We start from the raw sequence: 22,106 nt of genomic DNA, 5'->3' as shown, positions 1-22,106 counted from the left end.
TCATAGGACGCGGCTGTATATTTCCTGCTAAGATTTGAAATAGTAAAGGAAATCAGCCAACTGAATAAGAGGTGTTACATCCATGAAGATGACAGGCAATACGGTTTTAATCACAGGGGGTTCTGCTGGCATCGGGCTTGAACTGGCCAAGCGCCTGCTGGAGCTCGGCAATGAAGTTATCATTTGCGGACGCAGCGAGGCACGTCTTGCAGAAGCGAAGCAGCAGCTCCCAAACATCCATACAAAGCAGTGTGATGTGGCAGACCGGTCGCAGCGGGAAGCATTGTTTGAATGGGCGCTAAAGGAATTTCCGGCCCTGAATGTTCTCGTCAACAACGCCGGCATTCAAAAGGAAATTGACTTTAAAAAAGGGACAGAGGAGCTTTTTGTGGACGGAGACGAAATTGAACTTAATTTCCAAGCGCCTGTCCATTTATCCGCCCTTTTTACGCCTCATTTGATGAAGCAGCCCGAGGCGGCAATCGTTCAGGTTACATCCGGGCTTGCGTTTAACCCGTTAGCTGTTTATCCGGTGTACTGTGCAACAAAAGCGGCACTTCACTCGTTCTCGCTTACGCTCAGACACCAGCTTCGCGATACAAGCGTGGAAGTGATTGAAATGGCGCCTCCTATGGTGGACACAGGCTTAAACCAAAAATCGCGCGATAAACAAGGCCTGACGTACCGGGGCATTTCAACTGAAGAATATGTTCAATATTTCTTGGATGGCTTGCAGGAAGGCAAACAAGAGATTACAAATGAACGTGTTGAAGGTCTTCGGGATGCCACTCGCGCCGATTATGACAGGGTATTCGAGCAAATGAACTCGCAGGAGAATTAATTTCTCCTGCTTTTTTCTTATGAATTTCTTACAAATTTGAGCAAACCTATTGCGAATATTTGGTGAAGGTATACAATAGAATATAAATTATTTTCAAATAAGTTTGATAATATAAATAATTTAACAGCAGGGAGATTGACCATGACTAAACAAACGATTCGCGTTGAATTGACATCAACAAAAAAACCGAAACCAGACCCAAACCAGCTTTCGTTCGGAAGAGTGTTTACAGACCACATGTTTGTAATGGACTATGCGGCAGATAAAGGTTGGTACGATCCAAGAATCATTCCTTATCAATCCTTATCAATGGATCCGGCCGCGATGGTCTATCACTACGGCCAAACCGTGTTTGAAGGGTTAAAGGCTTACGTGTCAGAGGATGACCATGTCCTGCTTTTCAGACCGGAAAAAAATATGGAACGCCTGAATCAATCAAACGACCGCCTCTGCATCCCGCAAATTGATGAAGAACAGGTTCTTGATGGCTTAAAGCAGCTTGTCGCAATTGATAAAGACTGGATTCCGAATGCGGAGGGCACATCCCTTTATATCCGTCCGTTCATCATCGCAACCGAGCCTTTTCTTGGTGTTGCGGCATCTCACACGTATAAGCTCTTAATCATTCTTTCTCCGGTCGGCTCTTATTACAAAGAAGGCATTAAGCCTGTCAAAATCGCTGTTGAAAGTGAATTTGTCCGTGCGGTAAAAGGCGGAACAGGAAATGCCAAAACCGCAGGTAACTATGCTTCAAGCTTAAAAGCGCAGCAGGTAGCCGAAGAGAAAGGATTTTCACAAGTGCTTTGGCTGGACGGAATCGAAAAGAAATACATCGAAGAAGTCGGAAGCATGAACATTTTCTTCAAAATCAATGGTGAAATCGTAACACCGATGCTGAACGGAAGCATCCTGGAAGGCATTACGCGCAATTCTGTCATTACCTTGCTTAAGCACTGGGGCTTTCCTGTTTCAGAACGAAAAATTGCGATCGATGAGGTCATCCAAGCCCATAAAGACGGCATCCTTGAAGAAGCCTTCGGAACAGGTACAGCAGCCGTTATTTCCCCAGTCGGCGAGCTGATTTGGCAGGGTGAAACACTGTCAATTAACAATGGTGAAACAGGGGAAATCGCAAAAAAATTATATGACACGATTACAGGCATTCAAAAAGGCGCTGTCACAGACGAATTCGGATGGACGACCGAAGTTGCAGCACTGACTGAAAGCAAGTAAGAAAAAAGCCGGCCCATTACAGGCCGGCTTTTTTACGCTTCAATTTTGTTGAAGAACTGCGGCAGATACGCTTTGTGCGCCTCCAGCATGTCGTCTAAAATCTGTTTGGCCACAGTATCGGATGGGACAAGCGGGTTAATCGTCATGGCAAGGAGGGCGGTTTGATAGTCACCTGTAACTGCCGCTTCTGCTGCGACACGCTCAAAGGATTTGATTTGCTGGACGAGGCCTCGGACAGACACCGGCAAGTCGCCGACAGCAATTGGCTTAGGGCCTGTTTTCGTCATCACACAGTTCACTTCAACTGCGGAATCGTCCGGAATGCTCGCTATTGCACCATTATTGATCGTGTTCACCGGCTGAATGTCATGTTTATCATTGTAAATGGAGCTGATTAGGTTACATGCTGCATCACTGTAGTAAGCTCCGCCCCGTTTTTCCAGCTGCGGCGGTTTGATCGCAAGGTTCGGATCTTTATAGAGCTCAAACAGCTCTTTTTCGACCTTCTGCACGACTTCAGCGCGAGTGCCCTCCGTTTGTGATGCTTCCAGTTCGTGCTCCAGCATTTCTTTTGTTTTGAAATAGTAACGGTGATAGCCGCAAGGGATCACATTGAGCGCTTTTAAGAAATCCGGTTCCCATTCAGCGCCTGAGATATTTTTCATCGTCATCGCGTTTTTCGGGTCACCCATCGCCTCGATGACTTGCTCTTTCACACTTACGCCGTCCAAGAAAACATCCAGCCCGAACACCATATGATTCAGTCCGGCGAATTGGACTTCTACGCGGTCCACATCTACATCAAGCGCTTTGGCTACGCCCATTTTAATGCCGATTGGAACATTACAAAGACCGACGACTTTCTTCAGGTTGGAGTAGCGAAGCAAGGCTTCTGTTACCATGCCGGCAGGGTTTGTGAAGTTAACAAGCCAAGCGTTCGGGCAGAGCTCTTCTATATCCTTTGCGATCTCAAGGATGACCGGAATCGTGCGTAATCCTTTAAACAGGCCTCCCGGACCGTTTGTTTCCTGGCCAATTACTCCGTATTTTAGTGGAATGCGCTCATCCTTTGCTCTTGCCTGCAAAAGTCCGACACGGAATTGAGTCGTAACAAAGTCTGCGTCTTTCAGCGCTTTTCTCCGATCGAGCGTAAGATGAATGTCGATCGGGACGCCTGCTTTTTCAACCATCCGTTTGGCGAGTGTGCCGACAATATTCAGCTTTTCTTCGCCTTCAGGGATATCGACGAGCCATAATTCACGCACAGGCAGCTCATCATACCGTTTAATGAACCCTTCCACTAGCTCGGGCGTATAGCTTGAACCTCCGCCAATCGTTACAATCTTCAATCCTTTTGTCATATGCTTGCTCCCCTTTGCTCGGTGATTTTTTCATATAACTCAATGATCTCTGCAGCCATATCCTTCACTGTCATTGCATTCATTAAATGATCCTGTGCATGAACCATCAGAAGCGTCATTTCCGTCTTATCTCCGCCTGCTTCATTTTGGATCAGCTCTGTCTGATAGTGATGGGCTTTTGACAATTCTTCAGCAGCGTCTTGAAGCTTTTTCCGCGCTTCTTCTGCGTCGCCGCTTTTCGCTGCGGCAATGGCCTCCATTGCGGAGCTCCTTCCGTTTCCTCCGTGAAGGATAATTTGAAAAATGATTTGTTCCATTTTCTCATTCACGCGATTCACTTCCTTTCTCTACAGAGCCGCTTCCTTGTCATCTGATGCAGCAGGTGTTTGGACCAGCTCCAGATCGTTTTCTTCTTTCAGCTTCTGCTTATCCCACATTCTGAAGAATGGATAGTAGACAACAAAGGATACGGCAATATTAATGGCTTGCATGACCGCGCCTGAGACTTTTCCTCCTGTCGCCAAGTAGCCTGAAAAGATCGGCGGCATGGTCCACGGCACTGCGATACCCGCCGGTTTGGCGACAAGGCCGGTGCTCATTCCGATGTACGTGAGTGTCACTGTGACAAGCGGCGTGATGATAAACGGAAGTAAGAGCATTGGGTTCATGACGATCGGCATCCCGAATATAATCGGTTCGTTAATATTGAAGATGGCCGGGCCGATCGCAAGTTTTCCGAGCTGTTTCATTTGTTTGCTTCGGGCACGCAGGAACATCGTGACAACCAGTGCCAATGTCGCGCCGCTTCCGCCGATATTGACCCAGATATCGAAAAATTGCTGGGTGAAAATCTTAGGAAGCTCCTCTCCTGCTTGGAACGCAATTCGGTTGGCATCCATTGCACCGTACCAAATCGGTGCCATGACGCCGCCGACAATATTGGCGCCGTGAAGTCCGCAGGCCCATAAAAGCATTTTGACGGCTTCGGCGACAAGGCTTCCTCCAAGACTTCCTCCAAGAATGGAAAGCGGAGTCCCCAGTAAAACGCTTACAATATTATGAAGACTTTCAAACGGTGTCGCTTCAACTGCCAGCCGGGCTGCCCAAATCAGAAAGATGACGGCAAAGCCAGGAATTAAAGCGACAAATGACTTGCTTACCGCCGGCGGAACGCCGTCCGGCATTTTGAAGACTAAATTGCGCTGGATAATGAGGCGGTAAATCTCTGTGGACACCATCGCGATAATCATGGCGACAAACAGGCCTTTGCTTCCCATGAGCGAAAGCGGAATCCCGCCGCCGACCATGATTTCTTTCGTCGCTCCATCCGGTGTAAACGGCACTTGATAAGGTGTTGCTAATAAAAATGCCGCAAGGGAAATGGCTCCGGCCGACAAAGCATCGACGCCGTATTTCTCGGCGAGCCGGTAGGCGATGCCGAACGCGGCGACTAGCCCCATAATTTCAAAGGTGGCGTCAACTGGGTAGGCCAGTTTTTCAGACCAGGAGCTGCCAAACGTTTTTGCCATAAACTCAGCATATCCCGGGATTGGGAGATTGCCGATGATAAGGAAAAAGGAGCCGATGATAATCAGTGGCATCGTGAGGATGATACCATCACGCAGCGCCTGCAAATGACGCTGTCCTGCAATTCTTCCTGCTATAGGCATGACCTTTTCTTCTAAGATCTGATTGACTTTATTCACATAGCCCGCCCCTTTCTATGACACATTTCCAAGCTGTTCAGCCGATTTCAGCACTTCTGCCCCGTTGCACGTGCCATAATGGACGGTATTAATGACGTCTACCGGAACCCCCTTTGACTCTCCTAATTTTTTGAGCTGCGGAAGCATATAACGGACTTGCGGCCCGAGAAGCAGTACATCCGCTTTATCGATATGATTTTGTACAGAATCGCCTGAAACTGCCCAAATGGTATAGTCTTTTCCTTGTTCCTGCGCACTTTTTTCCATCTTGCTCACCAGTAAGCTAGTAGACATGCCTGCTGCACAAACGAGTAATATATTCATGTAAAAGACCCCCTAGAGTTTGATCAATCTTGTTATATCCTGCTGTTGCTATCATCATATTATGAAATCGCTTTCATAAACACTCAAGGTTTTTCCGCAGGAAACGGAAAAAAGGTATATACAGGCTGTCAGCCCAGCTTTTTTTGGTCAAACACATCCGAAAGCTCTTGATACGAACGGCATTTGATCAGCTGGTTCACCGCCGCCGGGTCATCCAAAATGCTGCCCAGAAGTTTATACATGCTTTGCAAATCCGTTGTGTTCTCCTTCTCGACACAAAGCAGACAGACAAATTGAACACGCTGATTCTCCCAATCGATCGGTTTTTTGAGCGTACAAACGGCCCAAAACGTATTTTTTGTCTGCGGAACGAGCGGGTGCGGGATGGCAACTAGATTGCCAAAGCACGTTGGCGACATGTCTTCTCTTTCAAAAATGGAATCTATGATTTCTTCATCTGCATAGCCGCATTCGACCGCTTTCTGCCCTAAAAATTGAATCACTTCTTCTTTTGTGCGCAAATCCTCCTGAAAAAAAACGAGTTCCTTTCTTAGATAGCGATCTGCTTTTTCCTTGTCATCACTTAGAATGGATTCTATTTTTGTAAAGTCATTTCCACCTAAGAGTGTGTTAACCTTCAGTACGGGTACAGGGAGCTCTTTTTTCATCGGAATGGTGCTGATGACAAAATCAATGGATTCATAGGATATTTGGTCAAGACTGTAATACTCAGCCGTTCCAAGAATATCGAGCCGATTGCCGAAATGGGAACGGAGTTTTTCGCGCAGAAGCTGGGCGCTTCCGGCACCCGATGCGCATACAATGATACAGCGTTTCGGCGGGCTTTCTGTTTTTTTTCGTTCAATCGCGGCGCCAAAGTGGAGAGCCAAATATCCAATTTCGTTTTCATGAATGTCGATGCCTGTTTGTTCCTTTATCACCAACCCCGCAATGATCCCAGCTTCAAAAGCGAGCGGGTAATGTTCCTTGATCGCTGCCAGCATCGGATTTCGAAGATTCATGCCATATCGGTTGCGGCTGATCGCCGGCTTCACATGCAGGGCCAATCCGATTTTCAGCTCTTTGTCATGCAGAATGCCGAGCTTCAGTTCACGATCAACGGCTTTGATCATGGCAAATGTCAGCTGATCGGTTTCTTCTTCTATTGAAAATGTGTCCTCTCCGCATTGTGATTGTGTCATTCGTTTTGTGCCAAGGAGATGCATGGTGATGTACGCTGTCTCGTCTTTCGGAAACGTAACGGCAAGCGCTGATTCCAGTTCTTTTACGATGGCTTCTGCAGCCTGGTATTCTTTTTGATGCAGGATATGATCCATATCTTCAGGGAAAAGAGATACATAGTTTTCCGTTCTGATCCGTTTACAGGCGATAGCGATATGGATAATGAGGTTATTCAGTCCCAAGTTGGACAGAGGAATGCGGTCGTTTCTCATTTTTTTCAGGATGGCGGAACGGATGATCTCAATTTCTTCTTTTGGCAAGATATCAGCCTTTTCATTCAAAACATCCATCTCCGTTTCTCTTTCATCGACGATGTACTCCGCCATACAGTACCTCATCTGCACCTCGTCCCCGCGCAGCTTGAAGCCATAATTCGGACGTGTTTCCATGACGATGCGGTAAGGCAGCAGACGTTTCTTTACTTCCTTTATATCCGATTGGAGTGTAGATTTTGAGATGAATAGTTCTTCAGCCAGTTCATCGAGCTTAAGGTAATGATCCGCCAGCAGCAAACGTTTCATCAGATAGGCCATTCTCTCCTCCGGCAATACCGGCAGGCCCTTTTTTTGCTGAAACACATCTTGCAGCAGCACCCTAAAAGTCTGCTCATCATTAATGCTGAGCTTGTAGCCGGAGCCTCTTACCGATTGTACAAAGGCACCATGACCGCTTAGTACACCTTGCAGTTCCTTTATATCATTGCGGACCGTCCGCGTCGTTACATTTAATTGTGCGGCAAAAAACGAGCTTGTCAACGGGGCTTCAGCCGCCATCAGCAAGCGCAGAATATCACGAAGTCGCCCATGAAGCATGAGAAAAACCTCCTATCTAGTAGATGCAGGGATTCAGTGAATAGGCAGAAAGGATGATGAAGGGATGCGAAATGTATATAAATTCTATAATGGAGAGAATGGCAAGTCAATGAACATCCGGAGGACGAGAGGAAAACTGACCCATAAAAAAACAGCCGGGGTCAGCCGGCTGTTCTGGATGTTGACATATTCTTTTGTTTAGACGCCTTTCGATCCTTCATGATTTTTCGAACAATCGGGTAAATGAGCGGCGCCCATTTGATAACGGTTTTGATCATCTTTTTCAAAGCTCCGATTCTCCCTTCTTTTTTCTCAACCATTCCCCTGATTGCCTCTTCCTTAAACATGCTAACGCGACACGTACCTGTTTCCCGTCACCCAGAAACGCCATGGATAATCGCGGGCCTCCCCGCTGTTGTCGATGCCGATGCGCGGACCGGTTGAAATCTGCTCCGGTGTGTTCCCTTTTTCAATGTAAAGCGGCTCTTCCGTGATCCAGCGCCCATAGTCATTCATCGTGACGCCAAGCGCTTTTGTGAGCTTTCCGGGACCGTTTGTCCATTCCCTAGGACTCCTGCCCGGTCTTCTCTCCTCCATTAACAGCTGGCCTTCATGCGGCTCAATCGCCCTGATTAATACCGCTTGCGGGATATCCTCTTCCGCGGCAACGACATTCAGCAATGTATGAGTGTGCATCACATATGTATACACCCGCCCAGCTTCTGCAAACATGATTTCAGTCCGCTTCGTCCGGCGATTGTTAAAGCTGTGTGCCGCTCTGTCCCCAGCCCCCATATAGGCCTCTGTTTCCACAATATAGCCTGACGCTATGCCTTCGTCTGTTTCTTTTACAAGAAGGCAGCCGAGAAGCGATGGGGCAAGCTCAAGAGCTGTTTTTTGATAAAACGTGATGGGCAGCGGATTTTTTTCTCTTATCACGAATCGACCTCTCCTTTTACCGATTTTTGTACATTGTACCATTCCCGAAGCAGATGAAAAAAAACGGCTGTTTTAAAATCTTTCCATTCAGGGAATATTGTTACCGTTCAAAAAAGGAGGGTCAACCCATTGAAAGATGATCATCATAACAAGCAGCACGGATCAAATGCCCAGGGCAGCGAGGATGCGCTTTCTCATAAGACGTCCGGGAAAAATGAGTCAGAGGATACCTTAACGAATAGGCAGGGGCATCCTGTTACTGACAACCAAAATGTGAGAACCGTCGGGAACAGAGGGCCTACAACGCTTGAGAACTATGATTTTCTCGAAAAAATCAGCCACTTCGACCGGGAACGCATCCCAGAGCGCGTTGTTCATGCCAGGGGAGCAGGTGCACACGGGTATTTTGAAGCGTACGGAAGCTTCGGAGACGAACCGATTTCAACATATACCCGGGCCAAGCTCTTTCAGGAAAAAGGCAAGAAAACACCGGCATTTGTCCGTTTTTCAACTGTGAATCATGGAAAACACTCACCTGAAACATTGAGAGACCCGCGCGGTTTTGCCGTAAAGCTATATACAGAAGACGGAAACTGGGATTTGGTCGGGAACAACCTGAAAATCTTTTTTATCCGCGACCCGCTGAAATTTCCGGATCTTGTACACGCATTTCAGCCTGATCCAGTGACCAACATCCAGGATGGTGAACGTATTTTCGATTTCATTTCTCAGTCTCCTGAAGCGACGCATATGATCACTTTCTTGTTTTCGCCTTGGGGCATTCCGGCCAACTACCGGCAAATGCAGGGTTCAGGGGTACATGCCTATAAATGGGTAAATGAGGAGGGCAAGGCCGTTCTCGTGAAATACCATTTCGAACCGAAGCAGGGTATCCGCAACCTGACACAGAAGGAAGCAGAAGAGATCCAAGGGAAAAACTTTAACCATGCCACACAGGATTTATATGACGCGATCGAAAATGGCGATTATCCGGAGTGGGAAGTGTATGCCCAAATCATGAGTGATGATGAACATCCTGAACTGGACTTTGATCCTCTTGATCCGACAAAACTGTGGTATAAAGACGATTTCCCATGGAAACCGATCGGCAAATTGGTGCTTAACAAAAATCCGGAAAACTACCATGCGGAAGTGGAGCAAGCTTCATTTGGAACGGGGGTGCTTGTCGACGGTCTTGATTTTTCCGATGACAAACTGCTTCAAGGGCGGACGTTTGCCTACTCTGATACGCAGCGCTACCGTGTAGGCGCAAATTACCTGCAGCTCCCGATCAACTCGCCGAAAAAGCATGTCGCCACCAACCAAGAAGGCGGGCAAATGCAATATCGGGTTGATAGAGCAGAAGGACAAAACCCGCATGTCAACTATGAGCCATCCATTATGGGCGGTCTGAATGAAGCGAAGCAGGATGGAAAAGACCATACCCCGCATGTCGAAGGTGATGTAAAGCGTGAAGCAATTGACAGAACAAACAACTTCGGACAGGCTGGAGAAACGTACCGGAGATTTACTGAATTTGAACGGAACGAATTGATTACGAATTTGGTGAATACGCTTTCTACGTGCCGAAAAGAAATTCAGGATCAGATGATTGAGAATTTCACAAAAGCTGATCCTGACTATGGAAAACGCGTCGCGGAAGGGCTGAAAAAAGCTTCCGAAAACAACAGCAACGGGCCGATCGGCACAACTGAAACGGAACAGGCTGCAAAGCAGGCTGAACAGGAGAGCCATCCATCTGATCCGTATTAAAAACAGCGAACAGGGCTTTTTTAGAAGTCCTGTTTTTTATTTTTCTATTGAAACGCTTTCAATAATTGTGTTGTACTGGAAGGAAAGGGGTGGAGAGAACAATGGAATTACAGCAGGACTTGATTCCTCAGAAAAAAAACAATCGGCGCTTTAGATCACGCCGTTTTTTTATGCATGGTATTTTGTTTCTGGTTTTCAGGCTATATTTATGTGCCTGTATTCAGCCTGTATTTGGAGGATCTGCACTTTTCATACGGCGCAATCGGCATCATTCTCGGCAGCTACGGGGTCACGCAAATCCTTCTGCGCTTCCCGCTCGGCCTTCTGTCAGATATCCTGTTTTCTTTGCGCAAGCAATTGTTAATTGCCGGGTTCGGCTTTTCCGTCCTAAGCAGCCTGCTATTTCTGGTGTTTGATTCATTCTTCTTCGTGCTGGCCGCCCGGCTGTTTGGTAGCATGATCAATTAATAGCTTTCATACCGCTGGAAGCGCCACACAGAAAACATTGTAAGAAGCATGATGCACAGTATGGAGAAAGTGAGTGACCATCCGAAAAAATCTGCCCGCTCTCCATGAAGAAGGATATGCTCCGCCTGCTTGCAAAGCTCGGCCGGAAGCCACTTCGCATGATCTGGGAATAGTGAAACAGCAAAGGAAACAGCTGCTGTGAACCCGATCCCGCAAGCCGCAGCTGCTCCGAGAGACCGGAATATCGTGCTTCCGGCAAGGCCGGCAGTCACAATAAATATCACCCAAAGAGCGTAAAGGCCAAGACTTGCGGCAAAGCGGCTGAATGACGCGTCCTCAAACAGCAGCCGGATGTAATAATAAGCAAGCCCGTATCCAGCTGCGAACGACAGAATGCCGATCACACTTTGGGTGAGCCATTTACTCACGATATAATGGGCTGCCGTCACAGGCCGTGACATGATCAGCGCCGTTACCCCTTGATTTCTTTCATTGGCTACACAGCCCATCACGCTAAAGATGATTAGAGCCATGCCAAGCGTGTTGAATTGAGAAAGCGTGCTGACCATCACTTCAGACCCGGAGGGCACCGTAAAACTGATTTTCATGCCATCAGGAAGATTTCCTCCATGTTCGATGATGTCCGGCATATAATAAATGGTTAGCGGCTGTGTCAGTCCGACGATCATCATCGCAATCGGCAGCCAAACCAGCTTGCCGCTTTTCCACCCTTCCAGCCATTCCTTCTGCAATAGCGCCATCATCACCTTCATGCGTGCACCACCTTGAGGTAGACGTCTTCGAGAGACTCGGTTTTCTGTTCAAAACGGGTGACGGTCAATCCCTTCCGGATACAATCACTTAATAAGGATCGGCCAGCGTGTATATCAGGCAGCTCGAAAACAGCTTGGGATTGATTCTTATAGACAATAGCTGAGATGTAAGGCTTCTCTTCAAGCCAGCCCTTCAGCTTCTCTTTCACTGTAAGGGTAAAAACGTTCGTTTGATGCTGTTTTTTCAGCTCCTGCAGCTCACCTTTCCATGAAACCTCACCGTTTTTCATAATCACCACTTGATCACACACCTGCTCTGCATCGTGCAAAACGTGTGTTGAAAACAGAACGGCCATATGCTTCTTCAGCTCCCGCATCATGTCCAGCACCTCGAACCGTCCTGTCGGATCAAGTGCAGACACCGGTTCATCCAATATCAAAAGCTTCGGTTTATGGAGCAGTGCCTGTGCCAGACCGAGTCTTTGTTTCATGCCTCCTGAATAGCCTCCGATCCTTTTGTGTGCAGCTTCGTGCAAACCGACAAATTCCAGCATCTCACCGATCTCCTCTTGGCACTTTTTCTTTGGAAAACCGGATAGTCGCCCGGCAAATATTAAAAATTCATTTGCGGTCATCCACGAAGAAAAAGCAGGATACTGCGGGAGGTACCCAATCAAACGCCGATCCAGCTTTTTTTCTCCTAACAGCTTAATGCTTCCGGAGGTTGGCGAAAGCAATCCGGCCAGCATTTGCAGAGTCGTGGTTTTGCCGGCTCCATTAGGCCCTAATAGTGCGACACACTCATTTTCATTCACGTGAAAACTGACATTCTTTACAGCTTCATGATGCCGATATGTTTTGCATAATGACTCAATAGACAGCATGCCACTCACCTTTGCTTTCTGCCGACGGTGAAAAATAAAATCGGCCCGATAATATTGATACATACGATAATTGCAGCCCACATCCACTTTGGCCCGTTTGTCCGCTCTTCTTTTATGCAGCTGATGAGAGCAAACACCGCCAAAGCCAACTGTAATACAATCAGCGGCAAAATCATTTCCCAAGAAATATTCATTGCTTGATCCCCCTTTTCTTCCGATCAGGCCTAATGACAAAAAAGTAATAACAAATCAGCGGCATCGGGGCTGTAATCAATCCGACAATCCCCCAAACCCATGCCATGCGATTTCGTTTTTTCGCATCAATAAATAAAAAGATTCCCTGCGCCAATACGATGAGATAAGCCGTAACCGTGATGACAATTTCTGTTTGTGTCATCGGCGCTCCACCTCGCATTCCCCGAGCTGTCTTTTTTTCTCGGTCACAATCAAAATCGGCAGGGTAGCAAGCACACAAACCTGAAGTACAATAAACACAGCGGGAGCTTGAGTGAATGCCAGGATCGCCGCACTCACAACCATCAGCGCGCAGAATACAAATAAGATGATCTCTTTTAGCAGTTTTCTTCTGCGTTCAGCTTTCATTTGTGACAGCTGGTAAAGCAGTTCTTTTTGATTCGGTATAGAGGGATTGGCTGTTTCATCAATTTTCTGCAATTCTGATTTTAAATGAAGAGATACCTTTTCTTTATTCATCGTCCCACTCCTTTCTGATTTGCTGGAGCCCTTTATGCACTCTGGACTTCACCGTGCCTTCCTTGATCTGCAGCATCAGCCCGATTTCGGCGTAGGTATAGCCGTAGTAATGCCTTAATAAAACCGGCGTGCGCAGTTTAGGGTCCAGCTTTGAAAACAGATCGAGCGTTTCGCTCCATTCTGCTCCTTTCACTGACACGTCCCACTTGATCTTGCGGATTGCTTCCTCCGTAACCGCCTGATTCCGTTTCCATTCTCTCTTTCTCTTTTTTTGGTGATCGAGGTAGAGCCTGGATGCAATAGAAATCAGCCACGTGGAGAATTTGGAACGGCCTTGGAAGCTTCTTAAATGAATGTACCCTTTCAAAAAGGTTTCCTGAACGAGCTCCTCGCTGAGGTCAGGATGAAGAGAAAGTTTTAGCAAATATTTATATAAAAAAGAATAATGATAGTGGAAAAGAGCTGTAAACGCTTCGTCGTCTCCCTCTTTCGCCTGTTGTATCAGCTGCTGTTCTTCGTGTGTATCCAATGGCCGCGATCCCCCCTTTTTTTGTTTTTCTGCCTTATGTGACGACACCGGATTTAAAAGCGTTCATCTTTTTTTACAATTCTTTTCAGCCATTGACAGATCAGGCTTCCCAGCCGTTTGGCTGCATATCCTTATTTGTAAACCCCCTCATAGTCTGTTAAGCTATGACTTTATGTCGATTTCAAAAAAACATCCAATATGGAGGACGATGCATTGAAAGTAGAAAGGCGAACGATTGAATATATTCCGAATGAAGAAAGACATGGTAAAGCGAAAGATTTATTTCCCGTATGGTTCGGGGCTAATATGCATATCACCACGTTAGTGACCGGCACGATTCCCGTTGCAATGGGACTTAATTTGTTTTGGAGTGTTGCCGCTATTATTTGCGGAACCTTAATCGGTGCCATATTTATGGCGTCTCATTCCGCGCAAGGCCCTCAGCTTGGCATCCCGCAAATGATTCAAAGCCGTGCCCAATTCGGCGTAATTGGAGCGATTCTTCCCCTCTTCTTAGTCATGTTTATCTACCTTGGTTTCTTCGCAAGCAGCACGATTTTGGCGGCCGGAACCTTAAGCAGCTTTGTTCCCATCCCGGGATCATGGAGCATTATAGGCTTAAGCGCCGTATGTTTTTTACTCACCATTTTCGGTCATGATTTGATTCACAAAATGCAAAAAATCCTTTCTTGGACCTCTTTTGCTGTGTTTTTCGCTGCAACGATTCTTATTTTTCAATTGCCTATTCCGGCAGGCAGCTGGATTCCCGGAGCAGTTGATCTGCCCATTTTCTTGGTGGCAGTCAGCGCAGTTGCGACGTGGCAGCTTGCCTACGCGCCGTATGTTGCCGATTATTCAAGATATTTGCCAGTACAAACACCGGCTTCAAAAACATTTTGGTACAGCTATGCAGGTACGTCTGTCAGCTCCATCTGGATGATGCTGCTCGGCGCTTTGCTGACAACTGCACTGCCTGACTTTACGGCAAACTCAGGAAGCCAGATTGTCCAATTGTTCGGCCCCTTCTCATTTATTATGCTGATCATTGTGTTATTTGGACAAATGGCAATCAATGTTTTTAACCTGTATGGAGCTTTCATGTCCACGACAACAACGCTGGAGCCGTTTCTGAAATTAAAAGTCACGCCCAAAGTCAGAATCACCATGATCCTGGGTGTCACGCTTGTCGGCACAGTCTTAAGCCTGCTGGGGCAAAGCAATTTTATGGAGCTGTTTTTGAGTTTTATCTTTTTCATCAGTTATTTCTTAATTCCATGGACGGCCATCAATTTAGTCGATTACTACTTTGTCCGCCACGGAAAGTATCAAGTCAAAGCCATGTTCGATGTAAACGGGCCTTATGGAAAGGTCAATTGGATCACCACGATTGCGTTCGTTCTGTCCATCTTGTTGGAAATTCCGTTTATCAATACAACCTTTTACATCGGACCGCTAGCCAAAATGTTTGGCGGCGGAGACATCGCATGGATTATCGGCTTGGCTGTTCCTTCTGTGCTTTACTATGTATTAATGAAACCGCGTTTAAAAAAACGGGCGGGGTATCAAGAAAAGCTGTCTTCTCTATGAAGACAGCTTTTTATCATTCAAATCGCTTCCACACGCGGGGCAGCATGTCAGAAAGCTCGTGAGCAAGCAGCGTATGAGCGGAGTGCTCGTCCGTCCAGAGCTCGGCGCACGCGCCGTGCAGATAGACTGCGTTTAATATGGCGTGCTTTGAGTCCTCATGGCAGCAGAGCATCCCCAATATCATGCCCGTCAGCGTGTCACCGGTTCCGCCTTTGGCGAGCGCCCCGTTTCCGGTTGGGTTGAGCCAGCAGTCGCCATCAGGAAACGCGATGACGGTTTGATTTCCTTTTAATACAATGACAGTCTGCAGCCGAGCCGCCCACTCCTTTGCATGCTCCGCTCTTTTGTTTTGCAGCTCGTTCACTGGCACTCCTGTCATGCGGGAAAACTCGCCCGGGTGCGGCGTAAGGATGACGGGCGCCTGCCGTTTCGAATACGTGCGCTTTGCCAGCGCTCCGGCATCCAAAACAACAGGGCAATCCGCCGCAAGTGCATGATCGACTGCCTGCTGTACGGTTTCAGTTTGCGGAAGCCCCGGTCCGATGGCAATTGCCCGGTACTTCTCTTCAAGCTGATCCCCCTCCGTTTTTTTCCAGCCGTCACGCCAATAGGTCGCCTCAGGCAGAACAGGAATAATCAGCGGGATCACGCTTTCAGACGTGCCGATGACAAGCTTGCCGAGACCGCTCCGCATCGCCCCGAGCCCCGCCAGAAGCGCCGCGCCCGGCATGTCGTCGCTTCCCGCCAGCAGCAAGGCCGTACCGTACGTGCCTTTATGGCTCTCGGCATCTCTTTCAGGGAGCGAGGCCCTCACATGCTCCTCCGTCCAAAATGGAACATTCATCTCTATCCCTCCTCTGCTTTCTTTTCCTATTTTTCCTGTACCTTTCTATTTCAAACAAAAAAAGACAGCCTTTTAGGGCTGTCTTCTATTTTACAGGAACATCAAGGTGATACAGGCGGCGATATCGTTCGTTTGCCACCAACAGCTCCTCATGGGTTCCTTCCATTTCCGTTTTGCCGTTTTCGAGAAATACGATTTTATCGGCTGCTTCCACTCCCGCGAGATGGTGTGTAATCCATAAAATCGTTTTTCCTTTCAGCACCTCAAACACCGTTTCCATCAATTCACGCTCAGTGATGGGGTCGAGGCCGACTGTTGGCTCATCAAGGATGATGATCGGCGTATCCTGCAGCAAGATCCGCGCAAGTGCGATCCGCTGGCGCTCTCCACCGGAAAAACGGATGCCCGTTTCCTGTACAGAGGTATGATATCCGTCAGGAAGCGACTCAATGTAGTCATGCAGCTTGACCTGCTTTGCGACACGGCGTACATCCTCGTCGCTTGCTTCTCCGTTTCCGAGCCTGATGTTGTTCAAAATACTTGTATCAAACAGGTGCGGTTTTTGATTTAACACAGCCACCGCATCAGCAATCTGATCCTTTAACAGCGCTGTCTCCACTCCGTTTAACGTTACAGAACCGGAGTCCGGTTTTAAGGCGCCTTCGATTAATGCAAGCGACGTTGATTTCCCAGAGCCGCTTCGGCCAAGCAGCGCCATTTTTTCTCCTTGGCGCAGCGTAAAGGAAAAGTTGTCAAGCACTTGGCTGCTGTTGTCATAAGAAAACGTCACATCACGAAAGGACAGGGTAACATCTTGGAGATCAAGCGTTTGTGCTCCTGATTCTGTTTGTGATGCCTCCGCCTGAGGAGCCACCCTGTTCATGCGTTTGATAGAATCCTGATAGCCCGGCACTTCGCCTAAGGCATCCGAAAGCGGCAAAAAGGCTTCCGTCAGCGGGAACACCACAAGCACAAAAGCGGCAATCATTGTTTTAGCGAGCTCGCCGTCCGCTTGCTGTCCTGCTGTCCAAAAGAGCATCAGCAAAATAAGGCCGGCGACAAGGCATTGCGCAGCAAAGTCCCGCCATCTTGTAAAGCGTTGTTTTTTCCGTTCAAGCTCAAACCAATCATGCTCCTCTTTTTCATACGCATCAATAAAAGCATGCCTGCGTCCGCTGAACATCCAATCGCTGACACCCATCACGGCATCTGTCAAACGGCTGTACAGCACATTCCGTCCGCTTTTCAGCTTCGCATTCCTCGCTCTCGTCACGAGCAAAGACACAACCGGAAACAATACAACAAGAACAAACAAATACAGCGCAATCAATATGGCAAACGGCCAAGAGAAGAAGCCGAGCGCTATCACTGACACAGCATACAGGAGCAAGGCTGAGATCGCAGGAAAAATCGTTTTTAAGAAAGCATCCTGCAAATGTTCAATATCCTCAGACAAAATGCCGAGCATATCCCCTGTGCGAAAACGGGAACGCAGCATCAAAGCACCCGGCTCAAGCATATTGTAAAGGCGGACGCGCATGTCAGATACGATTTTCAAAATGATGTGATGGCCGACGAGCCGTTCCATATATCGCGACACAGACCGTGCAATCCCAAAGGTTCGGACAGCGACAATCGGCACATAAATGAGCAGGATGTTTTCCGGCCTTGTCGCCGCTTTAGAAATCAAGAATCCTGAGGTGAACATGAGGAAAGCAGCAGAAAAAATCGTCACCGCGCCCAAAAAGATAACCAGAACGAACAGGCGGGCATTTTGCTTGATATACGGCAAAATCCATTCTTCTTTCTTCATGCTCTTTCCCCCAGTTGTGCCTTCACGAGTTTGGTGTACACACCGTTTTTCTTCAGCAGTTCATCGTGAGTCCCGATTTCCGCAACCCTGCCCCCGTCAAGCACGATAATTTCGTCCATATCGAGCATCCAGTGAAGGCGGTGAGTCGCGAGAAAGACGAGCTTATCCTCAAATAAATCCAGCATCGTTTCTTTTATTTCATATTCTGTTTCGATATCAAGATGGGCGGTCGGCTCATCCAGCAGCAGAATCGGGCGGTTTCCCAAAAAGGCGCGGGCCAGCGCGACACGCTGTGCTTGTCCGCCGCTGAGCGCCCGGCCGCCTTCCCCGATCCGCCCCTCTAATCCGTCAGGAAGCTTATCCACCAGCTCCGTCAGACCCGCCGCAGCAGCGGCACGGACTGTATCCTCTGCCGAAGCGCTTGGGTGGTAGAAGCGAATGTTATTGCTAAGCGTATCATCAAAAATGTACGGATGCTGAGGGATGTACAGAAGATTTTTCTGCCAGCTGCCGTCCTGCAAATGGGACCGGCTTGTGCCATTCACCTCAATCATCCCGCCATCCGGCTCTAAAAATCCGCCGAGGATATCAATTAATGTTGATTTTCCGGCACCGCTTGCACCGATAATGCCGATTTTTTTCTTACCTTTGAATGACAGATCAATATTACACACCGAACGGCCGACTGACACGCCTGACAGATTCAGCTCATCCTGATCACCCCAAGCCTCGAGCTGAAGCGGCGTCTCTTCTTTAAAACCAGGCTGTGACAAAATCTCTTGAATGGTTTTTCCTGCTTCCTGGCCGTTCAGCGTTGCATGATAATCATTCCCCACTTCCCGCACCGGCAGAAAATACTCAGGCGCCAGAATAAGCGCCGTTAAAGCGGGACCAAGCAAAATATCGCCGTCAATCAGGCGCAGGCCCAGAAACACCGCGACTGTCGCCACCGACAGCATCGTGAAGAAATCGAGGGCGAATGATGATAAAAACGCCACCCGGAGTGTGCTCATTGTTGCTTTGCGATACCGCTCACTCACGTAGAAAATATTTTTGCTGTGTGACTTGCTCAAACCTAGGAAACGCAATGTCTCCAGCCCCCGAAGAGAATCAACAAAATGATTGGAAAGTCTCTGATAGGATTTCCACTGACGATCCGCTTTTCTCTGTGCGACAAGGCCAAGGAGAATCATAAAAATGATCAGAATTGGCATCGCTGCGACTAAAATGACGGCCGACGTACGATCCTGGAAAAACACATAAATGACAACCGCCGCAGGCACAATCGCCATACTGACCATTTTCGGCAGAAACAGCTCCAGGTAGCGGCGGAACTGGCTGATGCCTTCCATCGCCAGCGTCACCATTTGCCCCGTGCCCTCTTTCTTTGCAAAGCGGGGGCCTAAACGGAACAGCTGATCAAGAAAACTTTTTCTCAAATCTGCTCCTGTCCGGGCGGCATATTGATAGACGATTTTCTGGCGCGCCACCGTCACCCCGTGCCGGGCGATAAAAGCGATGAGGAAAAAGCCGATCACCGGAAAAAGGGAGGTAATGCTCTTCCCATTGAACAGTCCGGTTACGGCTTCACTCAGCCACTCTGCCTGCATAATAATAGCGGCTGTCTGAATCAGCGTTAAACAAGTAATCACGGTGAGAATCCGCTTCATTCCTTTATATCGAAACAGGTCTTTTCCCATTAATAAGTCATAGGCTCCTTATGGCTGACGCGCTTCCGGAAGACATAATAGCTCCAGATCTGGCTGCCGATGACGAACGGCAATAGCGTTAATGCTGCAATTGACATGACTTTAAGCGAATAATCACCGGAAGAAGCGTTAGCTACTGTTAAATCGTATGCGCTTTGAAGCGAGCTGACCATTACGCGAGGGAATAGGGAAATAAAGATCATTCCCACGGTCAGCGCAAGACCAGCGCCTGTCATCCCAAATGTCCAGCCGTCTTTTTTCTTACGGATAAATACAGCCGCGAGCATAAAGCAGATGACAATCAAAACAACGAGCGGAATGGTAATTTCTCCGCGGCGTGTAAACATGTCTGTCTGATACGCAGAAAGAGCCGCGAAGGCAAGAACCGCTACAAAAACAACACCCATTATCTTTTGTGCCATTTTCCGGGCGCGGTTTTGCAAATCACCAATCGTACGCAGCGTGATAAACATTAATCCGTGCTGGAAGCAAAGAAGTGTTACCGTCACACCGCCAAGTATAGAATATACATTGATATAATCAGATACATGTGCGTGAATGTTCATGTCGGCATCAATCGGCATTCCGCGGAATAATGTCGTAAACAGAACACCAAGCACAAACGGAGGAATCAGACTGCCGAAGAAAACGACCCAGTCCCAAACCTTTACCCATTTTAAATGATCCACCTTGCCGCGAAACTCAAACGCGACCCCGCGGCCCATTAACGCAAGCAGCACAATGACAAACGGAATGTAATAACCGCTAAGCATCGTTGCATACCAGTTTGGAAATGCCGCGAAAATGGCGCCTGCGCCAGTCAAAAGCCACACTTCATTCGCGTCCCAGAACGGCCCGATCGTGTTGATCAGCACTCTGCGTTCTAATTCATTATGGCCAAGAAAACGGGTCGCCATGCCGACCCCGAAATCAAAGCCTTCCAAAAAGAAGAATCCTACAAACAATACAGCAACGAGTATAAACCAAAGATCATGAAGAGATGCCATGGTATACCTCCTGACTAAATGGATCTGTTGATACAGGCACTTCATGATGATCATCATGCTCGGCACCTTTTTTAATCTCACGGATAAACAAGAAGACAAGCAGCGCGCCCAGAACCATGTACATCACACCGAATGCGATGATTGAGAATAACAGGGAGCCCGCTGTTACGTTAGGCGACACGGATTGAGCCGTTGTCATCAAGCCCATAACCGTCCAAGGCTGACGCCCGATTTCTGTCATAATCCAGCCCGCGGAGTTCGCAAGAAACGGGAAGGATATCAAAGCGATCATGATGCGCAAATACCATTTGCTGTTTTCAAGCTTTTTGCGGCGGTTCAGCCAAAGGCCGCCTAACGCTGCAAGAATCATGACAACGCCTGCGCCAACCATGATGCGGAAGCTCCAGAATGTCGTTTTGACCGGCGGAATATAGTCGCCTTTTCCGTATATTTTTTCGTACTCAGCCTGAAGTGTCTTCATCCCTTTGACACTTCCGCTGAATTTCTGATAAGCCAAGTAGCTCAAAGCATAAGGAACTTTGATCTCATTTGAGCTTTTTTCATTTTTTGTATCGATCGTCGCAAAAGCGGTCCAAGCAGCGGGATCACCGCTATCTTCCCACAGGCCTTCACTGGCAGCCATTTTCATCGGCTGTGATTCCATTAAATGCTCAGCCTGCATGTGTCCGCTAAGGCCGACGCCAAGACCGGCACAAAGACCGACAATCATTGCGAGTTTAAAAGATTGCTTAAAGAACGGCACTTCTTTTTTCTTCAATAGTTTAAAAGCACTCACTCCGGCAATAAAGAAAGCCCCGGTGGCAAGCGCACCGAAAATAACGTGCGGGAATTCAACCCAAAGCTGAGGGTTTGTGATCAGCGCGCCAAAGTCATTCATTTCCGCGCGGCCGTTTTTGATCGTAAAGCCGACTGGCTCCTGCATAAAGGAGTTTGCTGTTAAAATCCAGAAAGATGACATGATCGTTCCGAATGATACGAGCCATATGCAGAGAGCGTGAATTTTCTTCGGCAGGCGATCCCAGCCAAATATCCATAATCCGATAAAAATAGATTCCATAAAAAACGCCAATAAGGCTTCAATCGCAAGCGGAGCGCCAAATACATCTCCGACAAAACGGGAGTAATCAGACCAGTTCAGTCCAAACTGGAATTCTTGCAAAATCCCCGTTACAACACCGACTGCGAAATTTATTAAGAATAAGTGTCCCCAAAACTTTGCCATTTTGAGATACAGCTCATTTTTCTTCACAAGATAAAGAGTCTCCATCAACGCAACCATAAACACAAGCCCGATAGACATCGGCACAAACAAGAAATGAAACAACGTTGTAGATGCAAATTGTATGCGGGCTAATACCAATTCACTCATGCTTTCTCCTCCATTTCCGGTTGAATCTGTTAATTTGCTCACCACTTCACAAATAGAACCAAAACTTTGATCAGTAATTCACAAAATAGACGAAAAAAATATTGTTCAATATTTCACAAATGTATTAAAAAGTCGTCCAATATGATGCAAGATTGCT

The 22,106-nt window shown here is 47.6% G+C and carries 22 protein-coding genes and 1 pseudogene; 5 read left to right on the top strand and 18 right to left on the bottom strand.

Translation table 11 applies throughout. The features are described from left to right. Positions 1-82 precede the first annotated feature (82 nt). Both BFW96_RS01450 and BFW96_RS01445 read left to right on the top strand, forming a co-directional pair. Entirely contained in the window at positions 83-841 is a 759-nt protein-coding gene (locus BFW96_RS01450; RefSeq protein ID WP_069838437.1) for an SDR family oxidoreductase, read from the top strand. Between the two features lie 141 nt (positions 842-982). After that, the gene (locus BFW96_RS01445; protein WP_069838436.1) at positions 983-2,074 is read left to right on the top strand and encodes a branched-chain amino acid aminotransferase; all 1,092 of its coding nucleotides are present in this window, start codon (positions 983-985) and stop codon (positions 2,072-2,074) included. A 32-nt stretch (positions 2,075-2,106) separates the two neighbouring features. Here the strand turns inward: BFW96_RS01445 and licH are convergent, their stop codons facing one another. From licH to BFW96_RS01410, 7 genes are all read right to left on the bottom strand, one after another. Next, positions 2,107-3,435 (bottom strand): 6-phospho-beta-glucosidase LicH, encoded by a 1,329-nt coding sequence (licH, locus tag BFW96_RS01440; protein ID WP_040081400.1) that lies wholly within the window; start codon positions 3,433-3,435, stop codon positions 2,107-2,109. Further along, entirely contained in the window at positions 3,432-3,764 is a 333-nt protein-coding gene (gene licA, locus BFW96_RS01435; protein WP_040081398.1) for a PTS lichenan transporter subunit IIA, read from the bottom strand. Before licA ends, licH begins: the two co-directional genes overlap by 4 nt. An 18-nt stretch (positions 3,765-3,782) precedes the next feature. Continuing rightward, entirely contained in the window at positions 3,783-5,141 is a 1,359-nt protein-coding gene (gene licC / locus BFW96_RS01430) for a PTS lichenan transporter subunit IIC (RefSeq protein WP_014665896.1), read from the bottom strand. Between the two features lie 15 nt (positions 5,142-5,156). Continuing rightward, on the bottom strand, positions 5,157-5,465 hold the full coding sequence (gene licB, locus BFW96_RS01425) for a PTS lichenan transporter subunit IIB (RefSeq protein ID WP_069150575.1): 309 nt from the start codon (positions 5,463-5,465) through the stop codon (positions 5,157-5,159). 128 nt (positions 5,466-5,593) lie between these two features. Then, positions 5,594-7,519 carry a transcriptional regulator LicR gene (gene licR / locus BFW96_RS01420; protein WP_069838435.1) on the bottom strand — a complete coding sequence of 642 codons (1,926 nt, stop codon included), beginning with the start codon at positions 7,517-7,519 and terminating at the stop codon, positions 5,594-5,596. Positions 7,520-7,680: 161 nt separating this feature from the next. Further along, positions 7,681-7,839, bottom strand: coding sequence for a hypothetical protein (locus tag BFW96_RS01415; protein WP_014665900.1), 159 nt, complete (start codon positions 7,837-7,839; stop codon positions 7,681-7,683). Positions 7,840-7,867: 28 nt separating this feature from the next. Continuing rightward, a complete protein-coding gene (locus BFW96_RS01410; protein WP_083252777.1) occupies positions 7,868-8,458 on the bottom strand; it encodes a DNA-3-methyladenine glycosylase in 591 nt (196 codons plus the stop codon). 129 nt (positions 8,459-8,587) lie between these two features. Between BFW96_RS01410 and katX the strand changes: the two genes are divergently transcribed. Beyond that, the gene (gene katX / locus BFW96_RS01405) at positions 8,588-10,231 is read left to right on the top strand and encodes a catalase KatX (RefSeq protein ID WP_069838433.1); all 1,644 of its coding nucleotides are present in this window, start codon (positions 8,588-8,590) and stop codon (positions 10,229-10,231) included. Positions 10,232-10,332: 101 nt separating this feature from the next. Next, positions 10,333-10,690, top strand: a pseudogene (locus BFW96_RS01400) (MFS transporter); the annotation flags it as partial. A gap of 5 nt (positions 10,691-10,695) precedes the next feature. Here the strand turns inward: BFW96_RS01400 and BFW96_RS01395 are convergent. The 6 genes from BFW96_RS01395 to sigY are packed head-to-tail and all read right to left on the bottom strand — an operon-like array spanning position 10,696 to position 13,599. After that, positions 10,696-11,472 (bottom strand): ABC transporter permease, encoded by a 777-nt coding sequence (locus BFW96_RS01395; protein ID WP_069838431.1) that lies wholly within the window; start codon positions 11,470-11,472, stop codon positions 10,696-10,698. Beyond that, entirely contained in the window at positions 11,469-12,356 is an 888-nt protein-coding gene (locus BFW96_RS01390; RefSeq protein ID WP_069838430.1) for an ABC transporter ATP-binding protein, read from the bottom strand. The genes BFW96_RS01395 and BFW96_RS01390 overlap by 4 nt, the downstream gene beginning before the upstream one ends. Positions 12,357-12,361: 5 nt before the next feature. Next, the gene (gene yxlE / locus BFW96_RS01385) at positions 12,362-12,550 is read right to left on the bottom strand and encodes a sigma Y negative regulator YxlE (RefSeq protein ID WP_003227293.1); all 189 of its coding nucleotides are present in this window, start codon (positions 12,548-12,550) and stop codon (positions 12,362-12,364) included. Next, positions 12,547-12,753 carry a sigma Y negative regulator YxlD gene (yxlD, locus tag BFW96_RS01380; protein ID WP_069838429.1) on the bottom strand — a complete coding sequence of 69 codons (207 nt, stop codon included), beginning with the start codon at positions 12,751-12,753 and terminating at the stop codon, positions 12,547-12,549. The genes yxlE and yxlD overlap by 4 nt, the downstream gene beginning before the upstream one ends. Continuing rightward, a complete protein-coding gene (locus BFW96_RS01375) occupies positions 12,750-13,070 on the bottom strand; it encodes a YxlC family protein (RefSeq protein ID WP_040081385.1) in 321 nt (106 codons plus the stop codon). The genes yxlD and BFW96_RS01375 overlap by 4 nt, the downstream gene beginning before the upstream one ends. Further along, positions 13,063-13,599, bottom strand: coding sequence for an RNA polymerase sigma factor SigY (gene sigY, locus BFW96_RS01370; RefSeq protein WP_014665908.1), 537 nt, complete (start codon positions 13,597-13,599; stop codon positions 13,063-13,065). Before sigY ends, BFW96_RS01375 begins: the two co-directional genes overlap by 8 nt. A 213-nt stretch (positions 13,600-13,812) precedes the next feature. Here sigY and BFW96_RS01365 point away from each other — a divergent pair, with 213 nt between their 5' ends. Further along, the gene (locus BFW96_RS01365; RefSeq protein ID WP_040081383.1) at positions 13,813-15,186 is read left to right on the top strand and encodes a cytosine permease; all 1,374 of its coding nucleotides are present in this window, start codon (positions 13,813-13,815) and stop codon (positions 15,184-15,186) included. A 13-nt stretch (positions 15,187-15,199) separates the two neighbouring features. Here BFW96_RS01365 and BFW96_RS01360 read toward each other — a convergent pair whose 3' ends face one another. The 5 genes from BFW96_RS01360 to cydA form a co-directional block, all read right to left on the bottom strand. Then, complete coding sequence (locus tag BFW96_RS01360) at positions 15,200-16,030, bottom strand: NAD(P)H-hydrate dehydratase (protein ID WP_069838428.1); 831 nt, start codon at positions 16,028-16,030, stop codon at positions 15,200-15,202. Positions 16,031-16,115: 85 nt separating this feature from the next. After that, complete coding sequence (cydC, locus tag BFW96_RS01355) at positions 16,116-17,843, bottom strand: thiol reductant ABC exporter subunit CydC (protein WP_069838427.1); 1,728 nt, start codon at positions 17,841-17,843, stop codon at positions 16,116-16,118. Next, complete coding sequence (gene cydD, locus BFW96_RS01350) at positions 17,840-19,543, bottom strand: thiol reductant ABC exporter subunit CydD (protein WP_069838426.1); 1,704 nt, start codon at positions 19,541-19,543, stop codon at positions 17,840-17,842. The genes cydC and cydD overlap by 4 nt, the downstream gene beginning before the upstream one ends. Then, on the bottom strand, positions 19,543-20,559 hold the full coding sequence (cydB, locus tag BFW96_RS01345) for a cytochrome d ubiquinol oxidase subunit II (RefSeq protein WP_069838425.1): 1,017 nt from the start codon (positions 20,557-20,559) through the stop codon (positions 19,543-19,545). The genes cydD and cydB overlap by 1 nt, the downstream gene beginning before the upstream one ends. Next, entirely contained in the window at positions 20,543-21,949 is a 1,407-nt protein-coding gene (gene cydA / locus BFW96_RS01340; RefSeq protein WP_069838424.1) for a cytochrome ubiquinol oxidase subunit I, read from the bottom strand. Before cydA ends, cydB begins: the two co-directional genes overlap by 17 nt. Positions 21,950-22,106 lie beyond the last annotated feature (157 nt).

The sequence above is a fragment of the Bacillus sp. F56 genome (assembly GCF_001748205.1).
Taxonomy (GTDB): domain Bacteria; phylum Bacillota; class Bacilli; order Bacillales; family Bacillaceae; genus Bacillus; species Bacillus stercoris.
The sequence above is the reverse complement of the archived record's forward strand: the minus strand, read 5'-3'. Positions and strand labels throughout refer to the sequence as shown.

Coding starts and splice junctions, on each gene's coding strand:
- yxlD (WP_069838429.1), bottom strand. CDS start 12,753: ATGACACAAACAGAAATTGTCATCACGGTTACGGCTTATCTCATCGTA.
- BFW96_RS01375 (WP_040081385.1), bottom strand. CDS start 13,070: ATGAATAAAGAAAAGGTATCTCTTCATTTAAAATCAGAATTGCAGAAA.
- BFW96_RS01445 (WP_069838436.1), top strand. CDS start 983: ATGACTAAACAAACGATTCGCGTTGAATTGACATCAACAAAAAAACCG.
- cydA (WP_069838424.1), bottom strand. CDS start 21,949: ATGAGTGAATTGGTATTAGCCCGCATACAATTTGCATCTACAACGTTG.
- yxlE (WP_003227293.1), bottom strand. CDS start 12,550: ATGAATATTTCTTGGGAAATGATTTTGCCGCTGATTGTATTACAGTTG.
- BFW96_RS01390 (WP_069838430.1), bottom strand. CDS start 12,356: ATGCTGTCTATTGAGTCATTATGCAAAACATATCGGCATCATGAAGCT.
- BFW96_RS01415 (WP_014665900.1), bottom strand. CDS start 7,839: ATGGTTGAGAAAAAAGAAGGGAGAATCGGAGCTTTGAAAAAGATGATC.
- licR (WP_069838435.1), bottom strand. CDS start 7,519: ATGCTTCATGGGCGACTTCGTGATATTCTGCGCTTGCTGATGGCGGCT.
- licH (WP_040081400.1), bottom strand. CDS start 3,435: ATGACAAAAGGATTGAAGATTGTAACGATTGGCGGAGGTTCAAGCTAT.
- BFW96_RS01450 (WP_069838437.1), top strand. CDS start 83: ATGAAGATGACAGGCAATACGGTTTTAATCACAGGGGGTTCTGCTGGC.
- BFW96_RS01360 (WP_069838428.1), bottom strand. CDS start 16,030: ATGAATGTTCCATTTTGGACGGAGGAGCATGTGAGGGCCTCGCTCCCT.
- cydB (WP_069838425.1), bottom strand. CDS start 20,559: ATGGCATCTCTTCATGATCTTTGGTTTATACTCGTTGCTGTATTGTTT.
- BFW96_RS01395 (WP_069838431.1), bottom strand. CDS start 11,472: ATGAAGGTGATGATGGCGCTATTGCAGAAGGAATGGCTGGAAGGGTGG.
- cydC (WP_069838427.1), bottom strand. CDS start 17,843: ATGAAGAAAGAAGAATGGATTTTGCCGTATATCAAGCAAAATGCCCGC.
- cydD (WP_069838426.1), bottom strand. CDS start 19,543: ATGGGAAAAGACCTGTTTCGATATAAAGGAATGAAGCGGATTCTCACC.
- licB (WP_069150575.1), bottom strand. CDS start 5,465: ATGAATATATTACTCGTTTGTGCAGCAGGCATGTCTACTAGCTTACTG.